The sequence below is a fragment of the Streptomyces parvus genome, assembly GCF_014648875.1.
GTDB lineage: Bacteria > Actinomycetota > Actinomycetes > Streptomycetales > Streptomycetaceae > Streptomyces > Streptomyces parvus.
In genome coordinates this window covers 656,382-679,726 of sequence record NZ_BMRY01000003.1, presented here as the reverse complement: position 1 = coordinate 679,726, position 23,345 = coordinate 656,382, and the positions used below count along the sequence as shown (strand labels likewise).

The window sequence follows — 23,345 nt, the reverse complement described above, 5'->3', positions numbered from 1 at the left end:
CGGTCAGCGTATGAGCTGCGCGGTAGGCGTCGAGGTTGCGGTGCGGCGGCCAGGAGCCACCGTGGGGGGCACGGCCGCCGGGGACCGCCGTGGGGCACGCGCGAGTCGCGGGCCTACGCCGTTCTCGCCGCCATGAACGCGCAGAGCGCGTGGAGGGCCTGGTGCGCCGGGTGCGGCGCGAGACCCTGGATCGCGGCCCGCGCCCGGGCCAGCCGCCGGTGCATCATGTCCTCGGTGGTGGCGAGGGCCGGCGAGGTCCGGAAGAGCTCCAGGGCTCGTTGGCGTACCGCTGTGTCGGTCAACGGCCCGGCGAGCAGGATCTCCCGCAGTTCGGCGCCGTCCGCGCTCTCGTCGGCGCGGGCGAGGAGGACCGGGAGACTGGCCACTCCGGTGGCCAGGTCCTTCCCGCGTTCCTTGCCGGTCCAGTCGACCGGCGCGGTGAGGTCGAGCAGGTCGTCGGCTATCTGGAAGGCGAGGCCGAGCTGTCTCCCGTACTCGTCGAGCGCCTGGATCGAAGCGGTGGGGGCGCCCGCCTGATGGGCGCCGATGGCCAGGGCCAGGGAGAACAGCGCGGCCGTCTTCCCGTTGAGCACCTGGAAGTAGTGGTCGACGGGGTCCTCCCCCGGAGCCGGCCCCATGAGTTCCCGGAGCTGCCCGGTGACCAACCGCCCTGCCGCCTCCGCATTGAGCCGGATCGTTTCGGCTCCGAGCGCCGCCGAGAGCTTCGCGGCGCGGGCCAGCAGCCAGTCCCCGCCGAAGACGGCGGACCGCTCCCCCCAGCGGGCGTTGGCGCTGGGCACCCCGTGCCGGGTGGTGGCGGCATCCATCACATCGTCGTGGTAGAGCGAGGAGACATGGACCAGCTCGGCGATGACGGCGGCCTCGGTCACCCCCGCGCGCCACGGCTCCCCGAACTCCGCCCCCAGCAGCACCAGGAGCGGCCGCAGCCGCTTGCCCCCGAACGCGGCCAGATGCCCGGTCAGCTCCGCGATCCGGGGGTCCGCAGCGGTGGCCGCGGTGTCCTGGAGCCCCTTCTCCGCCGCTTCGAGCCCGTCGGCCAGCCGCGCCGTCAGCTCACCGTCATCGATCTCCAGCTGAGCGAGCAGCGTCCCTGTGGCCCGGTCCGTCGTGGGCGCAGCCAATGCGCTCCGGTGCGATCGCATCAGAAACTCCCCCACAACATTGTGTGCGCCGGCAGCTCGGAAGCGAGAAGTCGCCCGTCACTGCACAGCCCCCCGGCCAGCGAAACCATAGGACAGGCCGACTGCCGGAAGGGAAGAGTTGGCACCTTCCTGCCATCGCAACAGAAGACCTTCAGCCACCCGGGACCGCCCGCGGCCCGAGGCCGGCCCAGGAATCCAGTAGGACCAGCTCGGAGGGGGTCCGAGCTGGTCCTACTGCGCCGACTTCGGGATTCGACGAAGACATGGTTGTCGAGGCCATGCGCATCCTCGGGACCAGCCGGCCCACCGAGTTCGAGATGATCCACCCTGCACGCGACAGCTCGGAAGCAACGCGGATCAGCACCCGGCTGCACGCCTTCGACTACCTCCGCACCGACGACGACGTCCTCATTCGCGCTCTCGAGATCCAGCGCCATGCTCTCAACGCCTGCTCCCACCGCGCTCTGTCCCTGCCCGACCTGTTGGTCGCCGCCACAGCGGAACCGAACCGGCGGACGGTCCTCCACTGCGTCGGAGGCTGCGGCAGTCTCGCCGGATGGCCCCACATCCGCCCACCTTTGCCGGGTGCAAGAATGCAGCCCTTGGATGGACAAGTGCATCGGCTCCGAGCGGGCACGAGCACTGTTGGAACGGGGGTAGCCATGGCGTTGGTTATGTGTCCACTGTGCAGCGACGACGAGGACATCGAGGTGATCCGCACGCTGGACGGCGGACGTCGGCTCGTGAAGCACCGGTGCGGCTACGAATGGGAGCACAGGGAGCCCACCGTTCCGCAGAGGAACCCGCTCCGCACCATCGGCGACCTCAAGGCCCGTTTCCCGAAACCCGGAGACGTCGATCCCGGGCAGTTGGAGCGCGTGGCCCGGCTGAAGGAGCAGTACCTCGCGGTCAAACCGGACTTCGACCCCGACGTGGCGGCCTACTGGTCGAAGTACCAGCAGATCTTTTCCCCCGAGGGACTGTGGGCGTGCGACCCCAGAGTCCTCAAGGACTTCGCCAACTCCGAGCTCGGGGCCCGCCCCGGCAACCAGGCCACCTTCAACTCCGCGTGGAACGACATGGGCGACGCCGCGGCCGGGGAGGCGACCCGCGAGACGATCGAGTACCTGCTGTACGGCCCCGACGACGTGCCGCTCGAAGACCGGCTCCAGCACCTGCTGGACGGCACCAAGACGTTCGCCATGACCGGTTTCAAGGAGGCCCTTCTCACGAGGGTTCTCTGCGTGATGTACCCCGACCGGTTCCTGACGATCCTCAAGTACACGACGGAGGCGGGCGGCAAGCGCGAGATCGCGCGAAGGGTCTACGGACTGGAACTGCCGGCACCCGAGTCGGTGAACTGGACCCTCGGCCGGCTCATCCTCTGGAGCAACGACCTGCTGAATGACCTCGTCGGCCAGGGCTTCGCCAACCAGCAGCACGCCGCCGCGTTCCTGTGGTGGGCCAAGGACCAGGTCGAGGGACTTCACTAGGTTGCCGTACATGGCCTGTGGACCCTCGTAGCCCCCGCTTCCACGGCAAGCGGCTCCAGTACACCGACGCCTTCACCATCGACGAAGCCGCGGATCTCCTCACCCTGATGCGGGACGAGTACGGCACCGAGGCCGTGACCCTGCTCGGCGGAGAACCGTTCGTCCACCGGGACCTCACGCAAGTCGTCCACCACGCCAAGGAGGAACTGGGCCTGCGCGTCGAGATCTGCACCAACGGGTGCCGGATCGAGAGCAGCCTGACCGAAATCGCCCCCTACCTGGACCTGCTCAGGGTTTCGCTGGAGGGCGTCGGGTCGACCAACGACGGCATCCGAAAGCAGGGCAGCTACCAGAGCGCCCTGGAAGCGCTCCGGTTTGCTCGGGATCTCGGTGTTCCGACCGGGGCGACCATGACCGTCACCTCGCGGAACATCGCCGAAGTCCTGCCCCTCGGAAGGGCCTTGGCGGAACTCGGGGTGCGGCAGCTCAAGCTCCACCACCTGCGGCCGGTCGGCAACGCCGCCGATCATCCCGAGCTGCTGGTCACCTCCCCTTCCGCCTACGGCCGACTCCGGGACGAGCTGGCGTCAGCCGATCTGCCATGGGAGGTGATCGTCGACGAGGACCTCTCCGAGGACGGTGCCCCGCAGGTGTGTGCCCCATCCGATGGTCCTCGCGAAATCGACCGCATTGAGGTCGACCCGCGCGGTGCGCTGACCATGTCCTGCAAAGCCGTGGGGAAGAACGCGCACGCCTTCTGGTGCGAGTGACGGACGCCTACGCATCGTTCGCGATGCATCGCGTCGACACCACGGGGCACAGCCCCGACGAGGCCCTCCGAGTGATCATGGATACCGAGACGCAAGGAGCGCACCCCCATGCAGACGCAGAGCCTGTGGGAGCACACCCTCACGTTCTTCCCGCAGTTCCTCGCCACGCTGCGGGAACGCGTCGCCCCTGACGCCACCGTCGCGGTGGTCGGCGCGAGCGACGGCAAGTTCGTCCTGCCCCTCGCCGCCGCCGGCTACCGCGTCGTCGCCATCGAACGCGACGATGTCGCCCTCCACGGGGGCCACGTCCACCTCCCGGGTGACAGCCAGGCCCACGCGCTGGGACTGATCGATCGGCTGAAGCTCGAAGAACTCCACGAACGCGTATAGGTCGTTGAGGACGACTTCCTGGACGGCGAGCCCCTGGGCCTGCAGTGCGACGCGGTCTGGACGAGCTGCTCGTGGCACTACAGTGCCAACCACCACCGCCCGCTCGGCGAGTTCGTCGACCGCATGCAGCGCCTGGTCCGCCCAGGCGGCATGTTCGGCGCGGAGTTCATGATGCCCGTCGAAAGACGCCACCACATGATCGAGCACTACACCTCCCCGGAACGCCTTCACGCCCACTTCATCGGCGACTGGGAGGTCCTGCTCACCCTGCGCACCACCGAGTTCACGGAACACGCCCACGTCGGCCAGTTGCACGACCACACCCACCGCATGGGCCTCCTGCTCGCGGCCCGGACATCCACCCTCACCGACCACTTCTAAGAGAGACCCCATGAAGCACGAATACGAGGCGAAGTTCCTGGCCGTCGACGTCGCCGACCTCCAGAACAAATTGAGCGCCCTCAATGCGGTCCAGGCATTCCCCCGCACGCTCCTCACCCGCAAGATCTTCGAGAACGACTCCCTCGACGGTGGAGCCTGGATCCGTCTGCGGGACGAGGGCACCCGCTCGACGCTCACGCTCAAGCAGGTCACCGACGCAACGACGATCGACGGCACCAAGGAGATCGAGACCGAGGTCACCGACCTGCACGCCATGGCCGACATCCTGCGCCGGGCAGGCCTCACCGAGGTCCGGTACCAGGAGAACTACCGCGAGGAATGGCGCCTGGGCGAGGTCGCCTTCGACTTCGACACCTGGCCCGACCTCCCCACCTTCCTGGAAATCGAAGGACCCGACGAGGCATCGGTACGCCAGGCCGCCGCGCTGCTGGACCTCGACTACTCCGAGGCCCGGTTCGGCAGCGTCGACGAGATCTACAAGAGCGAAGCCGGGCGCGACATCCTCGCCGAACCCACGCTCTTGTTCTCCGAAACCGAGAAGCAGAAGGACGCTTCTCCCACGGCCCAGGACCGTTGATCGCGGAGGGAGACGAGCGATGCTGACGGAAGTCGTCCTACAGCACAGGGCGATCCCCGGGATCGCCGAGTTCGCCCGAGGAGGACTGCCCTCACCGGCAGCCACCGACGACGGCAACGAGTGGGTCGACGGACCCTGCTGGCTCTACTGCGGGCAGCGGTGGACGCCCGTCCTGTGGATCGGCCCCGCCAGAGTCGCCGGGGCCCAGGCCCCGATGTACGCGTGCGGCGCCTGCATCGGCGCGCTGCAGGAACGGGTCTGGCAATCCTTCTTCAACGAGAACCGCCCGGCCGGCTCCAGCCGGCCGATCGATTCCGCCAAGGTGGGGCGGTCGGCCTCCGGCAGGAGAACCGGCAAGCATCGGGGCCAGAGCAGGCTCTTCCGCCGTAGTTAAGCCCCCGCCCCGGTCACGTAGGCGAACCACGGTACTCCCACCATGTGTCCTGCCATGCCCCGAGCAACAGAAAACCCCAGGTCACGGGCTATGTGACCTGGGGTTCTTCTGAGCCGCCTTCGGGATTCGAACCCGAGACCTACGCATTACGAGGTCTATCAGCCCCCCGCCCGGACCTGCGGAATCCGCCCGGCAGGGCCCTGACCTGCGAGTTTGCTCTCATCGCGTCTCATGACCTATGCCCGATTATCACTGCCTCATGTGTACGTCGTACGTACTGGAGCGGAGCCAACCCATCCTCGCGAGTGAGTTGCTTTTCGACTCAGACCACCCTAGTATGGACTCGCGACCTACCGTAAAACGCGGAACGGCCCAACCCGGTGTGCAACCACCAGGAAGGGCCTAGGTCCAAATCCCTCTCCAACAGGGAGCTGAACCATGCGCACTACCGTACCCACCCTCCCCGCCATGCCGCAGCAGCGCACCCCCCAGCCGGTGCCCGCCGTCGATCCGCTGGAGCCCGCGCTCCGGGCCGCCTTCGGCGCCGGTGCGCCGTGCGACGCCGAGGGCAACCCCGTCATCGAGATCGTGGCCGCCGCCCCGACATACGCGCTGCTGGCTGAGCAGGTCGCCGACCGGATTGCGGCCGAGATGCCGGAGACGGCAGCGAAGATGGACCGGGCCGTGTTCGTTGCCCACGTCGCCGACGGTCTCCGCGCCGCCGCTCACCCGCTCTGCCCGGACGGGCACCTGTGGTGCACCGCCGACCCGGGCGACCATGCCGACCCGCGCGAGCACTTCCACCACGGACCCCAGATCGCCATGCACGGCGCGTACGGCTTCGACGTCATGGCCTTCCGCCTCTCCCAGCTCGGAGACTCCCCCGTCGAGCTGGCGTTCGTCGGCAACGGGGACTGGCCCGAGCTCGACATCGACCAGGTCGACGAGCTGATCGAGGACATGGCCGTGCACCTGGACCGGCTGCGCGCGGTGCGCGCCAAGATGGCCGCGATCCGGTCGGCGGCCGGCCGTACGGGGGTGGCCCGATGAGCACCCAGCCCACCACCGACGGGCTCCGCGCACTCCTTGCTGCGGTCCTCGACGCCATCGACCTCCCGCACCCCGCCACCATCGGCGACACCGAGGCCTACCGCGCCGTCCTGGACCGCCGGGCCGCCCTCGCCGTCACCACCGCCCGCGCCGCCCTCGCCGAGAACCCGGACGACTACGGGTGGAACGCCGACCACCTCCGCCAGCGGCTGACCGAATACCCCGCCACTGGGTACCGCCACTGCACGGACACGGAGGCCGGCCGATGACCGCCGACCGCACCGTTACGGTGCACACCACCGACCACGGGCCCGTCACGATGCCCGAACCGTCCTGGTGCGTCGACAGCCACGACCAGGAGCCCGAGGCTCTGCGGGACACCGGGCACCGCGGGCCGCAGCACCGCGCCGAGTTCTACGGGCACGAGGTTGCCACCGCCGAGCTCGTCCAGGACCCGTTCGCGACGGGCGCCGACCGGAACACCGGCGTGTACGTCGCCATGGGCTACCTGGCGAGCACCCTCACCCCGGGCGAGCTGGACGAGCTGGCCGCGCTGCTCGTCGACTACGCGGGGACGCTGCGCCGCCTGGCCCGTCAGCTGTCCGTCCTGCGGACCGGGGAGGCCGGCCGATGAGCCGCTTCGATCCCTCCCGTGCTCTGGCCATCGCGGCCGGGCTCGTCATCATCGCGCTGACCGGGGCCGCGTTCTGGCTGTCGTACGCGCACCTGGCCGAGGTCGCGTTGGCGCACGGTCTCGGGCAGGCCAAGGAACGCGCCTGGGCGTGGCCGGCCACCCTGGACCTGTTCATCGTCGCCGGTGAACTGATGATGCTGCGGGCCGCGTTGGCCCGGAAGGTCGACGGGTGGGCGATCGCGCTCACCGCGGTCGGCTCGGTCGGCTCGATCGTCCTGAACGTCGCCGGGGTCGCCGGTGCCCGCGACGCCGGGGCGGTGCCGCTCCTCGACTACGTGGTGGCCGCGGTGCCGCCCACCGCCGCCCTGCTGGCGTTTGGGGCACTCATGCGGCAGGTGCACCAGGCGCTCACCGGGGACGAGGACACCGACGAGGGGGTCACCCCGGACGACGTCGCCGCACCGGCCGTGCACCGCGCCGAGGTGGCCACGGTCACCCCGGACGAGGTGACCGCCACCGCCCCGGTCGCCATCGAGCAGGCGCCGCCCGCCCCGGTGGTGAATCCGCTGGTCATCTGCGGTGACCGCCGGGTGTTCACCCTGACCGTTCCCACCCCCGATCCGGACGACGAGGTGACCACCAGCCCGGAGGAACGGTTGCCGACGGAAGCGGCCGCGACGATCATCCGGGCGGGCTGGGTGACGGGCACCCCGGTGGCGGAAACGGCCCGGCAGGCCACCCGCAGCGTGTCGTACGTGAAGAAGGTGTTCGCCCGCCTGGACGACGAGCAGAAGGCGCAGCCGACCTCCGGTCAGCTGGCGCTCGTCACCGCCGGGGGTGCGTCATGAGCGACCTTGAGAAGGCCGCCCGGGACGCGGTCGACGCGCAGGCGAACAGTGAGCAGGTCGCCCTGATCCTCGCGGTCCTCCAGGCGCAGCAGCTCGCCCAGGGGGGCGCACCCAGTGCGTACCCGGCGCCGCCGGCGGTCCGCCCGGCAAGGTCCGCGGCTAAGTGGATTGGCATCGGGATCGGCGGGTCCGTCTTCCTGATCGCGTTCGCCCTGTCCGCCGTCGCCGTGGCGATCAGCGCGGTGGCCCTGACCGTGTGCGTCCTCGTCCTGCGGTCCGTGTGGCAGGACGTCCAGCGGGGCCGCTGACGGGCGGCTGTCCGCCCGGTCTCGCACCGGGCGGGCGGCGGACCGGAAAGCCCGGACCCGAACGAGAGGACAGCCCATGTTCCCCACCCTGTTCGTCCTGCTCTACCTCGCGCATCTTCTTGCCGACTACCCGTTCCAGACGGACCACCAGGCTGGCCACAAGGCCGCGTCCGGCGCGGTCGGATGGCGAGCGAACCTGGCACACGCCGGGACGCACGTCGCGTTCTGTTCGCTCGCTCTCGCCGTCGCTGCAGCCGTCCTCGATGAATCCGCTGGCCTGCTGCCGAGCACTGCCGCAGTTCTCTGGATCGGCGCGACGCACGCCGCCATCGACCGCCGACGGCTCGTCGTCCGCTGGATGAAGCTCGCCCACCAGCAGGAATGGGCAGAGCGCGGCGGTGCCGCCCATGTCGACCAGACCGCGCACATCCTGGCGCTCACCGTCGCCGCCCTGTACCTCGCAGCCTGACATTCACCCGAGAGGACACCCCATGTACTCGTACACCCGGGCCGAGTCCCGCCAGCGCGGAAAGCTGTTCCGGAAGGGCTTCCGCCAGGCCCTCGCCGACTGCGTCGACCCCGCCGTTGAGCGCAAGATCCAGGCCATCGACCAGTCCGCCGCCGAGCGCGGCCGCCGAGAGCTGAACGCCCTGCACACCGTGCGGGAGACCGACCGGCAGGCCGTCGCCCAGGCCAAGGCCAAGGTGCGCACCGCGTCCCGCGAGGACAAGGCCGCCGCCCGGCAGGCCCTGCGGGAAGCCGAGCAGCAGCTCAAGCGCTCCGAGCGGGCCGTGAACCGGGCCGAGAACCAGTGACCATGCAGACCGACGCGCGCGAGAAGGACATGCGCCGCTTCTGGTCGAAGGTCATGGTCGACGCCAGCGGATGCCTGCTCTGGACCGCGGGCCAGATTGGGAACGGGTACGGGCAGTTCTACTTCCAGGGCCGTTCTGTTCTGGCTCACCGGTTCGCCTTTACCGTCCTCGTTGGCGCAATCCCTGAAGGGCTCCAGCTGGACCACCTGTGCAGGGTTCGGAGCTGCGTGAATCCGAATCACCTTGAGCCGGTGACGGCTAGAGAGAACGTCCTTCGTGGCGAGACCACGCCAGCTGCGAATCTCGCCAAGGCCGCCTGCCCGGCTGGCCATGTCTACGACGCCACGAACACCCGAATCCGCGCGAACGGTTCACGCGAGTGTCGTACCTGCGATGCGGCCCGCGAGCAGAAGCGCCGCGAGGAGCACAACGCGCAGCGCCGAGAGCGTTGGGCGGCGAACCGTGAGGCGATCAACGCGAGAAGGCGTGGACGCCGAGCAGCCCAGCGAGACCCTCGCTAACCACGGGGCGGCCGTCATCCGCCAAAGATCACCGGCCGCCCCGTGCCCCTGACCAGCCACCAGACCAGCAGGAGACCCACATCATGACGGACGTCGACACCCGCCCCCTCAACGGGCACACCCTCACCAAGCTCCACCCCATCCCGCCCGAGACCCTCGACACCCCGCCGGCCCCCGTCGACAAGCCCGACACCGTCGAAGCCGTCGACCGCCCCGACAACCCCCTGGCCGACTGGCTGACCGTCCCCGACGTGCCGGTCCTGCCCGTGTGGGCCCGGTCCGCCGCCTCGATCCGCGCCAACGTCGCCGCGTTCGCCCGCCTCACCTGGTGGCAGGCCCGCTACCACGGCATCCGAACCCCGAAGTACCTGGTCAAGACCCTGCTGCTGGCCGCCCGCGGGTTCTACCGGGCCACCGTCGGCATGTGGCCGACCCTGTCCGCCCAGGACCACAGCGCGGTGGTCAAGGCGCTGCGCGCCCAGTCGAAGGCCAAGCCCGAGGACGTGGAGCTGGCCGCCCGGCTCCAGCTCGCTCACGGCATCCGCACCCGCACGCGCAGGTGGCGGTTCGGGGCCGCCGCCACCGCGGTCGCCGCAGCCACCATCGGCATCATGCTCGCCGACCCGATGGTGCAGGCCGGGGTCGCCGCAGCGGTCGTCACCCCGCTCGCCCACCTCGGCCGGGGCAAGGACACCGTGCTCCTCGACCAGGGGGCGCCGCCGCTGCGGGTCGACATGTCCGCGCAGCAGCTCAACGACGCCCTCCGTGCCGCTGGCCTCCTGAAAAGCGGCCGGGGCGACGAGGAAGGCCCCCGGGTTACGTGCACGATGGGCCCGGTTCGTGACGGCCGCGGCTGGGCTGTGATTTTCGACCTGCCGAGGGGCGGCGGGAAGACCGCGTCCGACGTCCTCGCGAAGCGGGAGGTCATCGCCCAGGAACTCGGGGTCGACGAAATTCAGGTCATCATGTCCCGCGTCCGCGCGGCGAAGGGCGGCAACGCCGGCCGGGTGTCCATGTGGGTCGCCGACGACGACCCCTACCTCGGGGCGCCGAACCCGTCGCCGCTGGCCAAAGCCGAGACGTTCTCGATCTGGGACCCGATCCCGTTCGGGCAGGACGCCCGCGGCAACCGCATCGAAGTCCCGGTCATGTGGCAGTCGATGTTCTTCGGCGGCCTGCCCCGCCGCGGCAAGACGTTCACCCAGCGCCTCATGACCGCGGCCGGGCTCCTGGACGCCTACGTGCGGCACTACGTCGCCGACGGCAAGGGCGGCGCCGACTGGATGCCCATGCGGGCCGTCGCCCACCGCCTCGTCATGGGCGCCGAGGACGACGCCATCGAGGCGCTCAAGGCGATGCTCGCCGAGCTCCTCATCGAGATGGAACGCCGCTTCGCGATCCTCCGCGAACTCCCGACCTCCCTGTGCCCCGAGGGCAAGCTGACCCCCGAAATCGTGAAGCTGAAGAACCTGCCGGTCATCTTCGTCACCATCGACGAGCTGCAGGAATACTTCACCGCGATGGAGAAGGACGACCGCGACCAGGTCATCAACGACCTGTGCCGCATCGCCCGCCGCGGCCCCGCCGCCGGGTTCGTGTCCAACTTCGCCTCCCAGCGCCCGGACGCCGAGTCCGTGCCGACGAAGCTGCGGGAGATCATCACCCTGCGGTACTCCACGCAGGTCGTCGACAAGGCGTCTTCCGACATGGTTCTCGGCAAGGGCAAGGCCGCCCAGGGGGCCGACGCGTCCGTCCTGTCCGAGGACCACGTCGGTACGGGGGTGCTGGTCACCGGGCCTGCCTCTTACGTCACCGTGCGGGCCGACTACCTCGACGGAGTCGAGTTCACCAAGCTCTGCGCCACCGGGCGCACCCTCCGCCAGGCCGCCGACCAGCTCACCGGAGACGCCGCCGGAGACGTCACCGCAGCAGCCGACGCCGCCGGGCTCACGCTGGCGCCGATCCTCTCCGACGTCCTGGAGGTGATGCGGCACAGCCCGCGGATGTTCACCACCGACCTCATCGCCGGGCTCGTGAACCTCGACGAAGACGTGTACGGCGACTTCAACGGCGAGCGCCTGGCCGCCGAACTCGAAGCCGCCGGCGTGAAGCGGACGAGCAAGCAAGTGAAGATCAGCGGCACCACGCTCGCCGGATACCAGCGACGCGACATCGAAGGCGCCGTCCCCCCGGAAATCCTCCTCGGGTAGAGGGGGATCCCTGTACCCGCCCCCCGCGGCCACGTGTTCACCCCGCGCCCCCGGCGCCTACTTGCGGGGCCCGGAAGTAGCGGGGGCCCTCTACCCCGGTCATGGGGCGGGTAGCGGGCCCCGACCTGCAAGGTAACGCCGGTACAGGGGGACCGAGCCCCCACACAAGGAAGGCCCCCAGGTTGCCGCCTGGGGGCCTTCGTCATGCGGTCAGGGCGCGGCGTCCAGGGCCTTCTGGTAGATGTCGCGGAGCCGGCCGCCGACGTCGCACCGTCCAAGACGGCTGCACCCGGGACAGTCCGTGGTGTGCAGCAGGTAGTCCCGGTAGGCCACCTCGTGGGCCTGCTCGGCAACCGGGGTCAGGCCGCGCTGCTCCCGGCACGGGGCGCACGCGTACAGGGCCGCCCCGGGGCCCGAGTTCTGCTCGACGATGTCGACCATGACGGCGGTCCCCGATGGGCCTTTGTGCCAGTGGCACCAGCCGAACGGCGCGGGCGCTTCTGTGCTCGATGGTGTGGTCATGGCCTGGACCGTAGGGGCCGCCGCGCGTGGTGGTCCTGGCGGTTGCGCAAGATTGCGCGGCCCCCACCGGTGTTGGGGCGGATTGCTCAGGACGGGGCAATCAGGTGCCGGGCGCGGGCGATGATGCGGTGTGCCCTTGCCCCGTAGGCGGCCGACTCGTTCAGCCCGTCCCACGTCCGCTGGTAGAGGTCGAGGTCGTCGACAGTGTCGAACGACAACTCGGTGTTGATCGTCTCGACGACGACGCGGGATTCGTCGAAGATCCAGAACCCGTGTTTCGGGGTGAGGCGCATCGGGGCCCCGAGCGGCACGATGCCGAACTCGACGGTACTCATCCCGATCAGCCCGACCAGCCGGTCCAACTGCCCGGCCATGACGTCCCGGGGGCACACCAGAGCGTGCAGAGCCCCTTCCCACACGAGGACCCGGAACAGCTTCCCCGCCGCATACAGCACCTCTTGGCGGCGCATCCTCGACGCAACCGCAGCTTCGGTGTCCCGGGGCGTCTGCAACAGTTCGGCACGGGCCATCAGCAGATGCCGGGCGTAGTCCGGGGTCTGGAACAGGCCGGGGATCACCGTCGCCTCATAGCCCCGCAACACCGTGGTCTGCCGGTACTCGACGACGTACCGGTCCTGCACCGGCGAGTGGCCCGCGGCGAGCTGCTTACGCCAGTGGCGTTGCCGGGACTCCAGCACCCGCAGCCGACCGAGGAGATCCGCGGCGGTGTCGGGACGCCCGCAAGCCGCCGCCCACGCCTGGAGGTCTTCGGGGGTGGCGGTCTGCCGGCCGTTCTGGAGCCGGGACACCTTCGAAGGCTGCCATCCGAGCAGCTGGGCGAAGTCACGGCCGTTGAGTCCAGCCCCGGTGCGCAGCTCGTTCAGCCGCGCACCGAGGGCCTCCCGCCCGCTCTGGAAGTCGGTGCTCACGCCGACGAACGTACCTGCGCCCACACGGTGGCCGAGGGCGTAGCAAGCGGCCAGGCGGTATCCCTGGCCCGGCACGCGGCGAGCACTTCCGCCGGATCTTCAGTGACCTCGACGCCAACCGTGGTGTCCGTCTCGTCGATGTGGAACCGGGCGACGAGACGTGAGTCGAACAGCCAGAAGTCGAAGTCGGGTAGGCCCGCGGACTCGGCTACGTACCGGCTGAGAACCCGGATGTCCTCGCCAGCCGCAACGTTGCTCGACGCGGCTGCCATGAGGAACCGCTGCCCGTCCGTGGGCGGGTCGTCGACGATCCGGACGCGGGAGAAATGGGCACCCTGCGCGGCCTTTTCCCGCACGTTCGTGTTCCACGGACTGCCCGGGGCCGGCTGCGGGTCGATGCCGCGCATGAACGCCTGGAACCGTTCCCCTGCCCGGTCCGTGGCGTACCCGCGGCGGGTCTCCAGGCGGAACGCGGTGTGCTCGAACTCGGCGAACAGGTGGGTGATCTCCTCGAAGGGCACCAGGGGCACAGCTACTCCTTGGGGGCGAAGCGGGTCAACAGGGCGCGGGGGATAACGACGGACGTCTCATGGGGGCCGACGTTGCGGAGCTGGGCGAGGTCTTCGGGGTTGGTGAGCTGGTCGCCCTGGACCACGATGTCACCGGTCTCGACGACTTCGTAGAGCGTCGGGCAGTTGCCGTCCTCGGAGGTGGTGCCGATGAACCTGAGCGTCATGCTGGCGCTCCCTTCCCGTCGGGGAAACCCAGCATGCAGGCCACCGCCAGGCCGTGGACGGCAGTTGCGCGAGATTGCAGCGACACCCCGCCGACTGTGCCGTTACGCGAAGAACGCCCAGCCCCTCGCAGTGAGAGACCGAGCGTTCTTCGCATGGGTCAAGTCAGGCAGCACTGTGCGCCCCGCCGACGTCGATGCTCGCCCCCTCCTCCTGTTCAGAGACGTACAGCAGCGCCACCGCCTTGCGGTTCCCGTCGAATGCAGGGCGCGCCGTCCGCCGTTCGAACTCCGCACCCCCGCGCCGCCAACCCTGCATGCGAGCGGAGGACAGGGCGCCCGGACTCACGCTGTCCGCCCCACGGATCACCGGATAGTGCGGCCGCCGCCGCAACTCCGCCTCTGCCTGATCCGCGCCGGCCTGACACGCAGCAAGCCGCTCGTCCTGCCAGCGCTCGCAAGCCGCCAAGTGGGCCCGCCAACGCGCACCATCGTCCAGGCTCATCTACAGCACCCTCCTGCGAAGCAGCTCAACCTGTCGCTGCTGCGAGGTGAGCGGCTTCGTTCCGGGCTGCTGCTGGTCGGGCTTCGCCCCGCCCACGCGCTGCTCCTCGTCCTTCCTCCGCTGGTACCGCAGCACCGCAGGGGCAAGGTTGCCGCCCTTCGCCAGCGACCGGACCGTGTCCAGATCCATGCCAGCCCCCGCCGCGAGCCACGCCAGCGGATCCCCGTCGTGCTCCGTCGGACGCTTCACGAACTTCGTCATCTCGATCTCTCTTTCCTGGTGTTGTTCCCACGTTCCCCACCGCCGTTGCCGTGGGGCGCACATCACGTTCCGGGCACCTCAGCGCCGCCCCGGCCGAGCCGCACCCTCCGGCAGGCATCCGAGCAGACGACGCGCAGCTTCCCCGTCCCCTGGTAGGCAACTGCCGCGTACAGCTGCCCACAGCCAGGACAGATCCGCTCCACCCCCTTCGCCGCCCGCTCGCGCCGGCACGCCCGGCACATCCGCCGCCCGGCCGGGAGAGACCCCCTGCCACTCCACAGCAGGCGGCCGCAGCCCCCAGCGCACGCGACATTCGGCTTCTGCGCCACCTCAGACCACCTCCTCATTTCAAGATCGTTCGGTGCCATTTGGCTGGGGAGAGAAAAACAAAAGCTGGGCGCGGGGCTGGGGAGCCGCCTCTCCAAAGAAGGAGGGGCGCGGGCTGCCTGACCTGCGGCTTTGTGCGGTCTCTGAGGCGTGCTCACGCGGGCCTGACCGGTGCCGTGCGGGTGGTCGTCCCCCGGGTAGTGGACGGGCTGGCCCAGGTGAGTTCGCACGCCTTGTCGGTGCACTGGACGAGGAGGCACCGGCGGCTGTTGACGGTGCCGGTGCCGACCTGCCTCACGGTTCGGATGGTGCGGCAGGCGGGGCAGTGCAAACGGTGCTGCGGGGTGGGTGTCCTGGGCATGGTCCTACTCGCATCCGGGGTGGCGGGTGTCACCGGCTGCGGTGAGTACCGGGTCCATGGGGTGTTCGCACGCGAGGCACACGGGCTGACTAGAGAGAGGCTGCATTTCAGCGTCCCCCAGCGTCCCAGCGTCCACCGGCGAGGAAAGGTGCAGGTCAGGGGTGGTGTTGTGGGGGGTCGCTGAGAAGAGTTCAGCGGCCCCCTCAGCGCCCCCCAGCGCCCCCCCGGCAGGGTGGGGGGTCGCTAGCGGCCCCCCTGTAGCGACCCCCCTGTTTCCGCTGGTCAGGGCACTATCCGAGGTGTTGGTGGCCGCTGGGGACGCTGTTTCGTACCTTCTCTCTGCTGTTGCCGTGAGTCGGTACAGGCGCTGCCGGAGCGGCTTCGGGCCGCGCTTGCTGTCGTCGACCTCGATACCGACGGTCCGGAGCGCTGGGGCGAGGCGCTTGAGCTGCCCGCCAGCGCGGGTTGAGTCCTTCGGCCACTTCTTCGGCAGCTTGTCCGGGGTGGGAACGCGCTCCAGCAGCTCCGACGCTGTGAGGACGAGGCCGTCAGCGCCTGCGCGGTCGACGAGCGCCACCACGGCCTGCGCGAACGGCTCGCCGTCGAGGACGTCCGTGACGGCGTCGCGAGCGCTCGCCTTGTACGAACCGAGGGTGTTCCAGCCCTGGACCTTGTCGACTGCGGCCAGGACGCGGGCGAAGTCGGCCATGCGCGGGCGCTCGGTCAGGACTACGTCGGGCAGCACCTTGAGCACCTGGGCGAGGAGGTCGAACAGGGACGCCAAGATGGACGGATGGGCTTCGGCGTAGGCCGCGTCCATCTCGGCTTCCTCACGCCGCTTGTGGTCCGGAATCAGGTGGAGCTCGATGGTGAGCAGCCGTTCGGCAAGGTCCCCGGCGAGCGCCCCGGCGTCGATGGTGGTCATGGCCAGGACCCGGCGGAACTCCAGCACGACGACGTCGTCGTCGGTGTACAGGGCCCGGTCGACGATGCCGTCCCCGGTGACCGCGCGACACAACGCGTCGGACAGCCAGTCGGGGATGACGGACACGTTGTCGAGGCACAGGGCCCAGGAGTTGAACGCCTGCGTCGCCCAGGACTTGATGTCGCGCGGCGCGGTGCGCTTCGGGGCGCCGGACGGGTCGATGATGCCGATGACCATCTTCGCCGAGTAGGACTTGCCGGTGCCCTGCTCGCCGCGGAACGTGAGGATGGGGTGCGGCAGGTCGGGGATGAAGCAGGCGACCAGCCAGGCGACGAGGAGCCGGAACCCTTCCTCGTCGGTGTTGAGCAGGTCGCGGAGCTTGGCCAGACCGTCACCGTCCCGCAGGGGTGCGGGAAGGGGCTTCATGGCGCCCGAGCGGCGGAAGAGCACCGGCGAGCGGGCCGAACGGTCCCACCCATCGGGGGTGATGACGACGCATCGGCCGTCCGCGTCGCCGAGGTCGACAACGACTCCGTCCCCGTGGCGTGCCACCCGGACGTGCGGCACGCGGGGGTCGGCGGCCTGGGCGACGCCTTCGAGGACGGTCATCGCGTCGGCGAGCGCGGACTGTGAGGCGACGGCCCCGCCGTGCTCGTCGTTGTAGATCCGGGAGAGCTGGGAGCGCAGGCCGGCCTTTCCGCGGAGCGGGAGGGCGATGTTCGCCCCGTCGGTTTTCACGCCGTAGGGGCGCCCGTCCTCGGACATGAACAGGTCGTACCGCTTGCGCGCGATGGCAACGAGCTGCGCGGCCTGCGACGGGCCCCGGCCTTGCTTCTCCTCGGGCTCCTCGATGCCGTTCTGTTCCAGGATCGCGCGCGCCTGCGCGGTGGTGTCGTCGGTCATCGGGTGGCCCTTGCTCGGTAGGCGGAAGTGATGGTCTGGCGGGCTTCCCCTTCAGGGAGCCCGATGTGGGAGGCCGCGGCGAGCAGTGCACTGGCGACCGCCGGGCCGTCGTCTGCGCGCTGGTCGAACGCGCGGCAGGCGGCCCAGTAGAGGCGGTTGTTCCGCTCTCCGTCCGCCGACTCAAGGACGAACCGCACCAGGGGGGTGAGTCGCCCTTCCGCCTTGGGCGCGGGACCGGTGGCTGCCGCGTCCGCCGCGCGGGCCGGGGTGGTCTGGAGCGCGGCGAGCAGCCACGCGGGAAGCTCCATGGGGGGCTGCTCGGGGTCGACGAGTTCGTAGACGACGCCGGTCGCGTGGACGGACCCGGGGCCGATGACGTACCCGTTGCCGCTGCGCACGTCGCCGTCGAACTTGCCCCGCAGGGCCCCAAGTCCGTTACCGAGCTGGGTGCTGGCGGGCGCCCAGTAGTAGTCGTGGTGTCCCTTGGCGGTGGTGACGCGCATCGTGGGTGTGTGCCGGTAGCCGAACGCTGCCGCCGCGTCCTCGATGGCGTTCGGCCGGTCGCTGTCGACGACGAGGAGCCGCGCCCCGTTCGGGCCCGAGCAGGCACCCACGGCGATACCGACGTTGCGGAGCCGCGCGCCGATGCTGCTGTGCGCCTGGTCCTCGTCGAGGGTGTGGGCGCGGGTGAAGGGGACGCACGGGTGCTTGCCCCGGTCGGTGCAGGTCGCCGGGTCGTGGCCGCGGCCGATCCCGCTGCACTGCTCGGTCCCGGGGTGGTCCGCGGGGAAGACGGGGAACCCGCGGCGGATGAGCCAGAGGGCTCCTTCGAGGGGTGTCACGCTGCCTCCTCGGTGGTGGGCTCCAGCCAGTAGCCGCGGCCGGCGGGACTGCCTCCGCAGTGTGCGAGGCGGTGCCCGAAGGAGGGGCGGCGCCCGGGGCCGCCGCCGTGGGTGTGCCGTTCGGCGCAGTGGGGGCAGGTGTCGATGACGAGCACCCAGTAGCGGCCGAAGCAGCCGCGGGCCGCGTAGGCACGGCAGTGCGCGATGACAGAGGCACGCGCTACGGTGGTAGCCGACCCGCCGTCCAGTTGGTCTCTGAGCGCCCCGGTTGCCCCCGGGGCGTTTCTCTTTGCGCTCATGCCGCCGCGCCTCCGCTCACAGTGCGCTCGTTCAGCCACTTCTCGACGGCGCTGCGCTTGTACCTGATGCGGCCTCCCTTGCCGGGACTGGTCTTGATGTAGTCGGGGCCGGTCCCGGCCCAACGCCAGTTGGCCAAGGTCCCCGCGGTGAAGCCGTACGTCTCTCCCACTTGCCGGGGGCTCAGCAGTGCGTCAGTCACTTCCCACCTCGCGTGAGTTGATTACCGACTCGCCGTAAGCGATAATCGGGCCATGTCAGTGACAGTAACAGACCATCCGAAGCTCTTGGGGACTCCAACGAGCCGTAAGCTCTCGGGCATGACCTCGAAGCCCCGTGCAGCCACGAAGATCACCGACCCCACCGGAAAGCACGTCGCCAGCAACGTGCGCCGAATCCGTGAGGCCCGCAGCTGGTCGACGTATGAACTCGCCAGCCGGCTTGAGCAGGCAGGCCGTCCCATCGCGGCGTCCGCCGTAGCCAAGGTGGAGCGAGCGGAGCGCCGGGTTGATGTCGGGGACCTGGCGGCTCTTGCCACAGTCCTGGGCGTCTCGCCAGCCGCGCTCCTCCTGCCGTTTACCGAGAGGGGTACGGACTCTGTCGAAGTCACGGGCGGTGGCACCACGGATGCTTCCGACGCATGGAAGTGGGCGCAGGGGCAACGTCCGTTCCGGCTGACTCCCGGCAGGGAGCGGACGGAGTTTCTTGAGTTTCAGCTGTACGGCCTGCCCCAGTGGCTGGGCCCCGTGGGTCGCGACGCTGCCATGGTGAACGCCTGGCTGCGCGAATCCGGTTTCCCTATGGACGAGTGGCTGCGCAAGCAGGGCCTTGTCGAGCCGGAAGGAGGCACCGATGGCCCGAGTGTGGATTGAGGATCGCGAGAACCACGCCGACTACCGGGCGGCCATGGAGGGATGGCAGGAGGCGAAGCGCGCCGGCAGCAAGCGGAAGCCGCCGGGGCGGTGGCGTGTCCGCTGGTACGGGCCGGACGGCAAGGGCAAGGCTGCGACGTTCCTGAAGCTGCCGCAGGCGGAAGCCGAGATGCACGCCATCACGGCCCGCCTCGACAAGGGCAGCTACCGCGACCCGAAGTCGGGGAAGGCCGCGACGAAGCTGGTGGCCGAGGAGTGGTTCACCTCGAAGCGGAAGATCGGCCGGACCACCCGACGGGACTACCGGGATCTCCTCGACAACTACGTCATCCCGAAGTGGGGTGACTGGCAGGTCGGGGCGATCCAGTGGGAGGACGTCTCCGCGTGGCTGACCGAGCTGGAGACGAAGCCCGGCAAGTCGGGGAAGCTCCTCGGGGCCGCCCGGATCATCAAGGCGTACCGGGTGCTGTCGATGGTGATGAAGCACGCCGTGTTCTCGAAGCGGATCAGCTCCAGCCCCTGCCACGACCACGAACTCCCCCGGCCGGACGACGAGGACGAGCACGTCTACCTCACCTACGACCAGCTGGAGCGCCTGGCCCTCGCGGCGGGCGAGTACCGGCTGATGATCCTCACGCTGGGGTACAGCGGTATCCGGTGGGCGGAAGCGTCGGCCATCAAGGCGGGCCGGCTGCTGGTGCCGAAGCGGCGGATCCGGATCGTCCAGAACTTCACCGACGTCGGCGGGGTGCTGGAGCTGGGCCCGGTGAAGAACCACGAAAAGCGCAGCGTGCCGATCCCCCGGTCGTTCGCCGACGAGCTCGGCACCCTGGCCCACGGCAAGGGTCAGCAGGATCTGCTGTTCACGGCCCCGGAGGGCGGGCCACTGCGCTACAACAACTTCCGCAACCGGGTCTTCGACCCGGCGGTGAAGGAGGCCGGGCTGGGCGGCATGGGCATCACCCCGCACAAGCTCCGGCACACCGCGGCGTCGCTCGCCATCGCGGCCGGCGCCGACGTGAAGGTCATCCAGCTGATGCTGGGCCACAAGGACGCGTCGATGACGCTGAACATCTACGGGCACCTGTTCCCGGACCGGCTCGACGAGGTCGCGGATGCCCTCGACGCAGGGCGGCTTGTCGCACTGGCGATGAAGGATGCGCCGGTCGCGGTCGGCACCTAGGCACAGCAGCACGTACAAAATGCGTACTGGCCCCCGGCGGTGATCTTGCCGGGGGCCAGTCGCGTACCGCATCTGATCTGCGGTTTCCTAGCTGAGCCGCCTTCGGGATTCGAACCCGAGACCTACGCATTACGAGTGCGTTGCTCTGGCCAACTGAGCTAAGGCGGCGCGCCCTGTCGCACTATGGTGCGATCAGCGGCGGGGCCAAGTCTACACAGTTTCCGGGGGTGCTTCGCACACGGCACCCCCGGAGGCGTTTGTCCTGGTCAGCGTGGGTCAAGTGCACTTCTTGCCGTCGGTGGGCGGGGTGCCCTCCAGGAGGTACGTGTTGATCGCCGTGTCGATGCAGTCGCTGCCCCGGCCGTACGCGGTGTGGCCGTCGCCCTCGTACGTGAGCAGGGTGCCGGAGGAGAGCTGCTCCGCGAGGGCCTCGGACCACTTGTACGGGGTGGCCGGGTCGCGGGTGGTGCCGACGACGACGATCGGGGCGGCGCCCTTCGCCTCGGTGCGGTGCGGGGTGCCGGTGGCCTTCGTCGGCCAGTACGCGCAGTTCAGGGAGGCCCAGGCGAAGCCGCGGCCGAAGACCGGGGAGGCCTTCTCGAAGTCCGGGACCGCCTTCTCGACCGCGTCGGGGCCGTCGAAGGCGGACGGCAGGTCGAGGCAGTTCACGGCGGCGTTGGCGAACATCAGGTTCGCGTACTTCCCGTTCGGCCCGCGCTCGTAGTAGCTGTCGGCCAGCGAGAGGAGGCCGGAGCCGTCGCTGCGCTGCGCGCCCTCCAGCGCCTCGCGGAGCTGCGGCCAGGCCGCCTCGTCGTACATCGCGGCGATCACCCCGGTCGTGGCCAGGGACTCGGTCAGCTCGCGGTCGTCGCCGGTCGGGATCGGCTTCGCGTCCAGGTCCGTGAAGAGCTGCTTGAGGGCCGTTGCGGCGTCGGCGGTGTTCGTGGTGCCGAGCGGGCAGTCCGGCTGCTTCACACAGTCCGCGGCGAAGGACTGGAAGGCCCCCTCGAAGCCCGCCGTCTGGTCCCGGTTCATGTCGATCGCCTTCAGGGACGGGTCCATCGCGCCGTCCAGGACCAGGCGGCCCGCCCGCTGCGGGAAGAGGTCCGCGTAGGTGGCACCCAGGAAGGTGCCGTACGACGCCCCGACGTAGTGCAGCTTCTCGTCGCCGAGCAGCGCGCGCAGGACGTCCATGTCGCGGGCCGTGTCGACGGTCGAGACGTACGGCAGGATCTCGCCGGACCGCTTCTCGCAGCCCGCCGCGAACTTCTCGAAGGCGGCGGTGAGCTTCCGGACCTCCGCGTCGTCGTCCGGTGTCTGGTCGACCTGGGTGTAGGCGTCCATCTCCTTGCCCGTGAGGCACTCGACGGGCTCGCTGCGGGCCACGCCGCGCGGATCGATCGCCACCATGTCGTAGCGGGCCCGCACCGGGGCGGAATACCCGAGGGCCGCGTACCCCTGGAGGTAGCCGATCGCGGAGCCGCCGGGGCCGCCCGGGTTCACCAGGAGGGAACCGATCCGCTTACCGGGGCCGGTGGCCTTCTTACGGGAGACGGCGAGCTCGATGTCCCCGTCGTCCGGCTGGTCGTAGTCCCTCGGCGCCTTCATCGTCGTGCACTCGAACCCCTCCACCCCGCAGTCGCGCCAGCTCAGCTTCTGCGTGTAGTACGTCGACAGCCCCTCGGGGGCAGCGGTCCCGGTGGCCGAGGCGTTCGGTGACGAGCCGCTGCCGCTGCAGCCGGAGATGAGCAGGCCGGCAGTGCCGATCCCGATGGCGAAGGTGCGGAGCAGGCGCCTGGTATCCATTCAGGGAGCGTATCCGCCGGGTGACGAGTCGTACGATTCCCTGCTCATTCGGGTGAACAGGGTCCCGCAGCTGAACAGATACCGGGAGGCCTCAGCCCGCCCGCAGCGCCATCGTCATCGCCTCCACCGCGAGCAGCGGCGCCACATTCCGGTCCATCGCCTCCCGGCAGGCGATCACCGACTCGATCCTGCGCAGGGTCTGCGCGGGCGTCGAGGACTCGGCGATCCGGTCGAGGGAGTCCTGCACGTCGACATTGGCGATGGCCAGCTTCGAACCGAGCTGGAGCGCCAGCACATCGCGGTAGAACCCGGTCAGCTCGGTCAGCGCCAGGTCCAGGCTGTCGCGCTGCGTACGCGTCTTGCGGCGCTTCTGCTTGTCCTCCAGCTCCTTCATCGCCCCCGCCGTACCGCGCGGCATCCGGCCGCCGGCCACCGCGCCGAGCGCCGCCTTGAGGTCCTCGGTCTCCTTGGCGTCGACCTCCTCCGCCAGCTGCTTGGCGTCGTCCGTGGCCGTGTCGATCAGCTCCTGGGCCGCCTTGAGGCAGCCGCCCACATCGGCGACCCGCAGCGGAACCTTCAGCACCGCCGCCCGCCGCGCCCGCGCCCGCTCGTCCGTGGCGAGACGGCGGGCCCGCCCGATGTGCCCCTGGGTGGCGCGCGCCGCGTTGTGCGCCCGCTCGGGGTCGATGCCGTCGCGGCGGATCAGGACGTCGGCCACGGCCTCCACCGGCGGGGTGCTCAGGGTGAGGTGCCGGCAGCGGGAACGGATCGTGGGCAGGACGTCTTCGAGCGAGGGGGCGCACAGCATCCAGACCGTGCGCGGCGCGGGCTCCTCGACGGCCTTCAGCAGGACGTTGCCCGCACCCTCGGTGAGGCGGTCGGCGTCCTCCATGACGATGACCTGCCACCGCCCGACCGCCGGGGAGAGCTGGGCGCGCCTGACCAGGTCCCGGGTCTCCTTCACACCGATGGAGAGGAGGTCCGTGCGGATGACCTCGACGTCGGCGTGCGTACCGACCAGGCTCGTGTGGCAGCCGTCGCAGAAGCCGCAGCCGGGGGCTCCGCCCAGCGCCCGGTCCGGGCTCGTGCACTGGAGCGCGGCGGCGAACGCCCGCGCCGCCGTGGACCGGCCGGAACCGGGCGGTCCGGTGAACAGCCAGGCGTGCGTCATCTTCGAGCCCTGGTCCAGCGGCTTACCGTCGGACACGGCGGTGACCAGCGCATCGGCGTCCCGGGCGGCAGCGGCGAGCTGTTCCCGCACTCGGTCCTGTCCGACCAGGTCGTCCCACACGGTCATGGGTCAC

The 23,345-nt window shown here is 70.0% G+C and carries 30 protein-coding genes and 1 tRNA gene; 17 read left to right on the top strand and 14 right to left on the bottom strand.

Going from position 1 to position 23,345, the window contains the following annotated elements; all coding sequences use genetic code 11:
• Positions 1-113: 113 nt before the first annotated feature.
• The gene (locus IE140_RS13460; RefSeq protein WP_225683228.1) at positions 114-1,163 is read right to left on the bottom strand and encodes a polyprenyl synthetase family protein; all 1,050 of its coding nucleotides are present in this window, start codon (positions 1,161-1,163) and stop codon (positions 114-116) included.
• Positions 1,164-1,825: 662 nt separating this feature from the next.
• Here IE140_RS13460 and IE140_RS13455 point away from each other — a divergent pair.
• From IE140_RS13455 to IE140_RS13390, 15 genes are all read left to right on the top strand, one after another.
• Positions 1,826-2,656, top strand: coding sequence for a hypothetical protein (locus IE140_RS13455; protein ID WP_150192935.1), 831 nt, complete (start codon positions 1,826-1,828; stop codon positions 2,654-2,656).
• Positions 2,657-2,673: 17 nt separating this feature from the next.
• The gene (locus tag IE140_RS13450) at positions 2,674-3,426 is read left to right on the top strand and encodes a radical SAM protein (RefSeq protein ID WP_229826774.1); all 753 of its coding nucleotides are present in this window, start codon (positions 2,674-2,676) and stop codon (positions 3,424-3,426) included.
• A gap of 108 nt (positions 3,427-3,534) precedes the next feature.
• The gene (locus IE140_RS35955; RefSeq protein ID WP_229826773.1) at positions 3,535-3,816 is read left to right on the top strand and encodes a class I SAM-dependent methyltransferase; all 282 of its coding nucleotides are present in this window, start codon (positions 3,535-3,537) and stop codon (positions 3,814-3,816) included.
• 123 nt (positions 3,817-3,939) lie between these two features.
• Positions 3,940-4,197, top strand: a complete 258-nt coding sequence (locus IE140_RS35950; protein WP_225683230.1) for a hypothetical protein — start codon at positions 3,940-3,942, stop codon at positions 4,195-4,197.
• Between the two features lie 10 nt (positions 4,198-4,207).
• Positions 4,208-4,795, top strand: coding sequence for a class IV adenylate cyclase (locus IE140_RS13440; protein ID WP_150192909.1), 588 nt, complete (start codon positions 4,208-4,210; stop codon positions 4,793-4,795).
• Positions 4,796-4,814: 19 nt separating this feature from the next.
• On the top strand, positions 4,815-5,189 hold the full coding sequence (locus IE140_RS13435) for a hypothetical protein (RefSeq protein ID WP_150192910.1): 375 nt from the start codon (positions 4,815-4,817) through the stop codon (positions 5,187-5,189).
• A gap of 438 nt (positions 5,190-5,627) precedes the next feature.
• Entirely contained in the window at positions 5,628-6,239 is a 612-nt protein-coding gene (locus tag IE140_RS13430) for a DUF6907 domain-containing protein (RefSeq protein WP_150192911.1), read from the top strand.
• The gene (locus tag IE140_RS13425; protein WP_150192912.1) at positions 6,236-6,508 is read left to right on the top strand and encodes a hypothetical protein; all 273 of its coding nucleotides are present in this window, start codon (positions 6,236-6,238) and stop codon (positions 6,506-6,508) included. The genes IE140_RS13430 and IE140_RS13425 overlap by 4 nt, the downstream gene beginning before the upstream one ends.
• Positions 6,505-6,873, top strand: coding sequence for a DUF6907 domain-containing protein (locus IE140_RS13420; protein WP_150192913.1), 369 nt, complete (start codon positions 6,505-6,507; stop codon positions 6,871-6,873). Before IE140_RS13425 ends, IE140_RS13420 begins: the two co-directional genes overlap by 4 nt.
• On the top strand, positions 6,870-7,721 hold the full coding sequence (locus tag IE140_RS13415) for a DUF2637 domain-containing protein (protein ID WP_150192914.1): 852 nt from the start codon (positions 6,870-6,872) through the stop codon (positions 7,719-7,721). The genes IE140_RS13420 and IE140_RS13415 overlap by 4 nt, the downstream gene beginning before the upstream one ends.
• Positions 7,718-8,029, top strand: coding sequence for a hypothetical protein (locus tag IE140_RS13410; RefSeq protein ID WP_150192915.1), 312 nt, complete (start codon positions 7,718-7,720; stop codon positions 8,027-8,029). The genes IE140_RS13415 and IE140_RS13410 overlap by 4 nt, the downstream gene beginning before the upstream one ends.
• Positions 8,030-8,105: 76 nt before the next feature.
• Positions 8,106-8,498, top strand: a complete 393-nt coding sequence (locus tag IE140_RS13405) for a DUF3307 domain-containing protein (protein WP_150192916.1) — start codon at positions 8,106-8,108, stop codon at positions 8,496-8,498.
• Between the two features lie 22 nt (positions 8,499-8,520).
• A complete protein-coding gene (locus tag IE140_RS13400; protein ID WP_150192917.1) occupies positions 8,521-8,844 on the top strand; it encodes a hypothetical protein in 324 nt (107 codons plus the stop codon).
• Positions 8,845-8,846: 2 nt separating this feature from the next.
• Complete coding sequence (locus IE140_RS13395) at positions 8,847-9,365, top strand: HNH endonuclease signature motif containing protein (RefSeq protein WP_150192918.1); 519 nt, start codon at positions 8,847-8,849, stop codon at positions 9,363-9,365.
• Between the two features lie 83 nt (positions 9,366-9,448).
• Positions 9,449-11,575, top strand: a complete 2,127-nt coding sequence (locus tag IE140_RS13390) for an FtsK/SpoIIIE domain-containing protein (RefSeq protein ID WP_229826772.1) — start codon at positions 9,449-9,451, stop codon at positions 11,573-11,575.
• 210 nt (positions 11,576-11,785) lie between these two features.
• Here IE140_RS13390 and IE140_RS13385 read toward each other — a convergent pair whose 3' ends face one another.
• From IE140_RS13385 to IE140_RS13340, 10 genes are all read right to left on the bottom strand, one after another.
• Entirely contained in the window at positions 11,786-12,097 is a 312-nt protein-coding gene (locus IE140_RS13385; protein WP_150192919.1) for a hypothetical protein, read from the bottom strand.
• An 86-nt stretch (positions 12,098-12,183) separates the two neighbouring features.
• Entirely contained in the window at positions 12,184-13,026 is an 843-nt protein-coding gene (locus IE140_RS13380; RefSeq protein ID WP_150192920.1) for a helix-turn-helix domain-containing protein, read from the bottom strand.
• Complete coding sequence (locus IE140_RS13375) at positions 13,023-13,547, bottom strand: DUF6879 family protein (RefSeq protein ID WP_229826771.1); 525 nt, start codon at positions 13,545-13,547, stop codon at positions 13,023-13,025. Before IE140_RS13375 ends, IE140_RS13380 begins: the two co-directional genes overlap by 4 nt.
• A gap of 11 nt (positions 13,548-13,558) precedes the next feature.
• The gene (locus IE140_RS13370) at positions 13,559-13,762 is read right to left on the bottom strand and encodes a hypothetical protein (RefSeq protein WP_150192922.1); all 204 of its coding nucleotides are present in this window, start codon (positions 13,760-13,762) and stop codon (positions 13,559-13,561) included.
• A gap of 163 nt (positions 13,763-13,925) precedes the next feature.
• Positions 13,926-14,264, bottom strand: a complete 339-nt coding sequence (locus IE140_RS13365; RefSeq protein ID WP_150192923.1) for a hypothetical protein — start codon at positions 14,262-14,264, stop codon at positions 13,926-13,928.
• Positions 14,265-14,525: a hypothetical protein gene (locus IE140_RS13360; protein ID WP_150192924.1), complete on the bottom strand. Its 261-nt coding sequence runs from the start codon at positions 14,523-14,525 to the stop codon at positions 14,265-14,267.
• Positions 14,526-15,217: 692 nt separating this feature from the next.
• The gene (locus IE140_RS13355) at positions 15,218-17,041 is read right to left on the bottom strand and encodes an AICE element replication initiation protein (protein WP_208836315.1); all 1,824 of its coding nucleotides are present in this window, start codon (positions 17,039-17,041) and stop codon (positions 15,218-15,220) included.
• Positions 17,038-17,883 carry a bifunctional DNA primase/polymerase gene (locus IE140_RS13350; protein ID WP_167533404.1) on the bottom strand — a complete coding sequence of 282 codons (846 nt, stop codon included), beginning with the start codon at positions 17,881-17,883 and terminating at the stop codon, positions 17,038-17,040. The genes IE140_RS13355 and IE140_RS13350 overlap by 4 nt, the downstream gene beginning before the upstream one ends.
• Positions 17,880-18,182: a hypothetical protein gene (locus IE140_RS13345; RefSeq protein ID WP_167533405.1), complete on the bottom strand. Its 303-nt coding sequence runs from the start codon at positions 18,180-18,182 to the stop codon at positions 17,880-17,882. Before IE140_RS13345 ends, IE140_RS13350 begins: the two co-directional genes overlap by 4 nt.
• On the bottom strand, positions 18,179-18,382 hold the full coding sequence (locus tag IE140_RS13340; RefSeq protein ID WP_150192926.1) for a helix-turn-helix domain-containing protein: 204 nt from the start codon (positions 18,380-18,382) through the stop codon (positions 18,179-18,181). The genes IE140_RS13345 and IE140_RS13340 overlap by 4 nt, the downstream gene beginning before the upstream one ends.
• 118 nt (positions 18,383-18,500) lie before the next feature.
• Here IE140_RS13340 and IE140_RS13335 point away from each other — a divergent pair, with 118 nt between their 5' ends.
• Together IE140_RS13335 and IE140_RS13330 are read left to right on the top strand one after the other, a co-directional pair.
• Complete coding sequence (locus IE140_RS13335; protein WP_167533406.1) at positions 18,501-19,052, top strand: helix-turn-helix domain-containing protein; 552 nt, start codon at positions 18,501-18,503, stop codon at positions 19,050-19,052.
• Complete coding sequence (locus IE140_RS13330) at positions 19,033-20,235, top strand: tyrosine-type recombinase/integrase (RefSeq protein WP_150192928.1); 1,203 nt, start codon at positions 19,033-19,035, stop codon at positions 20,233-20,235. Before IE140_RS13335 ends, IE140_RS13330 begins: the two co-directional genes overlap by 20 nt.
• 94 nt (positions 20,236-20,329) lie before the next feature.
• On the opposite strand, the gene IE140_RS13325 is transcribed toward IE140_RS13330, so the two are convergent.
• The 3 genes from IE140_RS13325 to IE140_RS13315 form a co-directional block, all read right to left on the bottom strand.
• Positions 20,330-20,403 (bottom strand) — tRNA-Thr (locus IE140_RS13325).
• A gap of 108 nt (positions 20,404-20,511) precedes the next feature.
• Positions 20,512-22,041: an alpha/beta hydrolase gene (locus tag IE140_RS13320; RefSeq protein ID WP_150192929.1), complete on the bottom strand. Its 1,530-nt coding sequence runs from the start codon at positions 22,039-22,041 to the stop codon at positions 20,512-20,514.
• Between the two features lie 91 nt (positions 22,042-22,132).
• The gene (locus tag IE140_RS13315) at positions 22,133-23,338 is read right to left on the bottom strand and encodes a DNA polymerase III subunit delta' (RefSeq protein WP_088576654.1); all 1,206 of its coding nucleotides are present in this window, start codon (positions 23,336-23,338) and stop codon (positions 22,133-22,135) included.
• Positions 23,339-23,345: the final 7 nt, after the last annotated feature.

Coding starts and splice junctions, on each gene's coding strand:
- IE140_RS13460 (WP_225683228.1), bottom strand. CDS start 1,163: ATGCGATCGCACCGGAGCGCATTGGCTGCGCCCACGACGGACCGGGCC.
- IE140_RS13455 (WP_150192935.1), top strand. CDS start 1,826: ATGGCGTTGGTTATGTGTCCACTGTGCAGCGACGACGAGGACATCGAG.
- IE140_RS35955 (WP_229826773.1), top strand. CDS start 3,535: ATGCAGACGCAGAGCCTGTGGGAGCACACCCTCACGTTCTTCCCGCAG.
- IE140_RS35950 (WP_225683230.1), top strand. CDS start 3,940: ATGCAGCGCCTGGTCCGCCCAGGCGGCATGTTCGGCGCGGAGTTCATG.
- IE140_RS13440 (WP_150192909.1), top strand. CDS start 4,208: ATGAAGCACGAATACGAGGCGAAGTTCCTGGCCGTCGACGTCGCCGAC.
- IE140_RS13435 (WP_150192910.1), top strand. CDS start 4,815: ATGCTGACGGAAGTCGTCCTACAGCACAGGGCGATCCCCGGGATCGCC.
- IE140_RS13430 (WP_150192911.1), top strand. CDS start 5,628: ATGCGCACTACCGTACCCACCCTCCCCGCCATGCCGCAGCAGCGCACC.
- IE140_RS13425 (WP_150192912.1), top strand. CDS start 6,236: ATGAGCACCCAGCCCACCACCGACGGGCTCCGCGCACTCCTTGCTGCG.
- IE140_RS13420 (WP_150192913.1), top strand. CDS start 6,505: ATGACCGCCGACCGCACCGTTACGGTGCACACCACCGACCACGGGCCC.
- IE140_RS13415 (WP_150192914.1), top strand. CDS start 6,870: ATGAGCCGCTTCGATCCCTCCCGTGCTCTGGCCATCGCGGCCGGGCTC.
- IE140_RS13410 (WP_150192915.1), top strand. CDS start 7,718: ATGAGCGACCTTGAGAAGGCCGCCCGGGACGCGGTCGACGCGCAGGCG.
- IE140_RS13405 (WP_150192916.1), top strand. CDS start 8,106: ATGTTCCCCACCCTGTTCGTCCTGCTCTACCTCGCGCATCTTCTTGCC.
- IE140_RS13400 (WP_150192917.1), top strand. CDS start 8,521: ATGTACTCGTACACCCGGGCCGAGTCCCGCCAGCGCGGAAAGCTGTTC.
- IE140_RS13395 (WP_150192918.1), top strand. CDS start 8,847: ATGCAGACCGACGCGCGCGAGAAGGACATGCGCCGCTTCTGGTCGAAG.
- IE140_RS13390 (WP_229826772.1), top strand. CDS start 9,449: ATGACGGACGTCGACACCCGCCCCCTCAACGGGCACACCCTCACCAAG.
- IE140_RS13385 (WP_150192919.1), bottom strand. CDS start 12,097: ATGACCACACCATCGAGCACAGAAGCGCCCGCGCCGTTCGGCTGGTGC.
- IE140_RS13370 (WP_150192922.1), bottom strand. CDS start 13,762: ATGACGCTCAGGTTCATCGGCACCACCTCCGAGGACGGCAACTGCCCG.
- IE140_RS13365 (WP_150192923.1), bottom strand. CDS start 14,264: ATGAGCCTGGACGATGGTGCGCGTTGGCGGGCCCACTTGGCGGCTTGC.
- IE140_RS13360 (WP_150192924.1), bottom strand. CDS start 14,525: ATGACGAAGTTCGTGAAGCGTCCGACGGAGCACGACGGGGATCCGCTG.
- IE140_RS13355 (WP_208836315.1), bottom strand. CDS start 17,041: ATGACCGACGACACCACCGCGCAGGCGCGCGCGATCCTGGAACAGAAC.
- IE140_RS13345 (WP_167533405.1), bottom strand. CDS start 18,182: ATGAGCGCAAAGAGAAACGCCCCGGGGGCAACCGGGGCGCTCAGAGAC.
- IE140_RS13335 (WP_167533406.1), top strand. CDS start 18,501: ATGACCTCGAAGCCCCGTGCAGCCACGAAGATCACCGACCCCACCGGA.
- IE140_RS13330 (WP_150192928.1), top strand. CDS start 19,033: ATGGCCCGAGTGTGGATTGAGGATCGCGAGAACCACGCCGACTACCGG.
- IE140_RS13320 (WP_150192929.1), bottom strand. CDS start 22,041: ATGGATACCAGGCGCCTGCTCCGCACCTTCGCCATCGGGATCGGCACT.
- IE140_RS13315 (WP_088576654.1), bottom strand. CDS start 23,338: ATGACCGTGTGGGACGACCTGGTCGGACAGGACCGAGTGCGGGAACAG.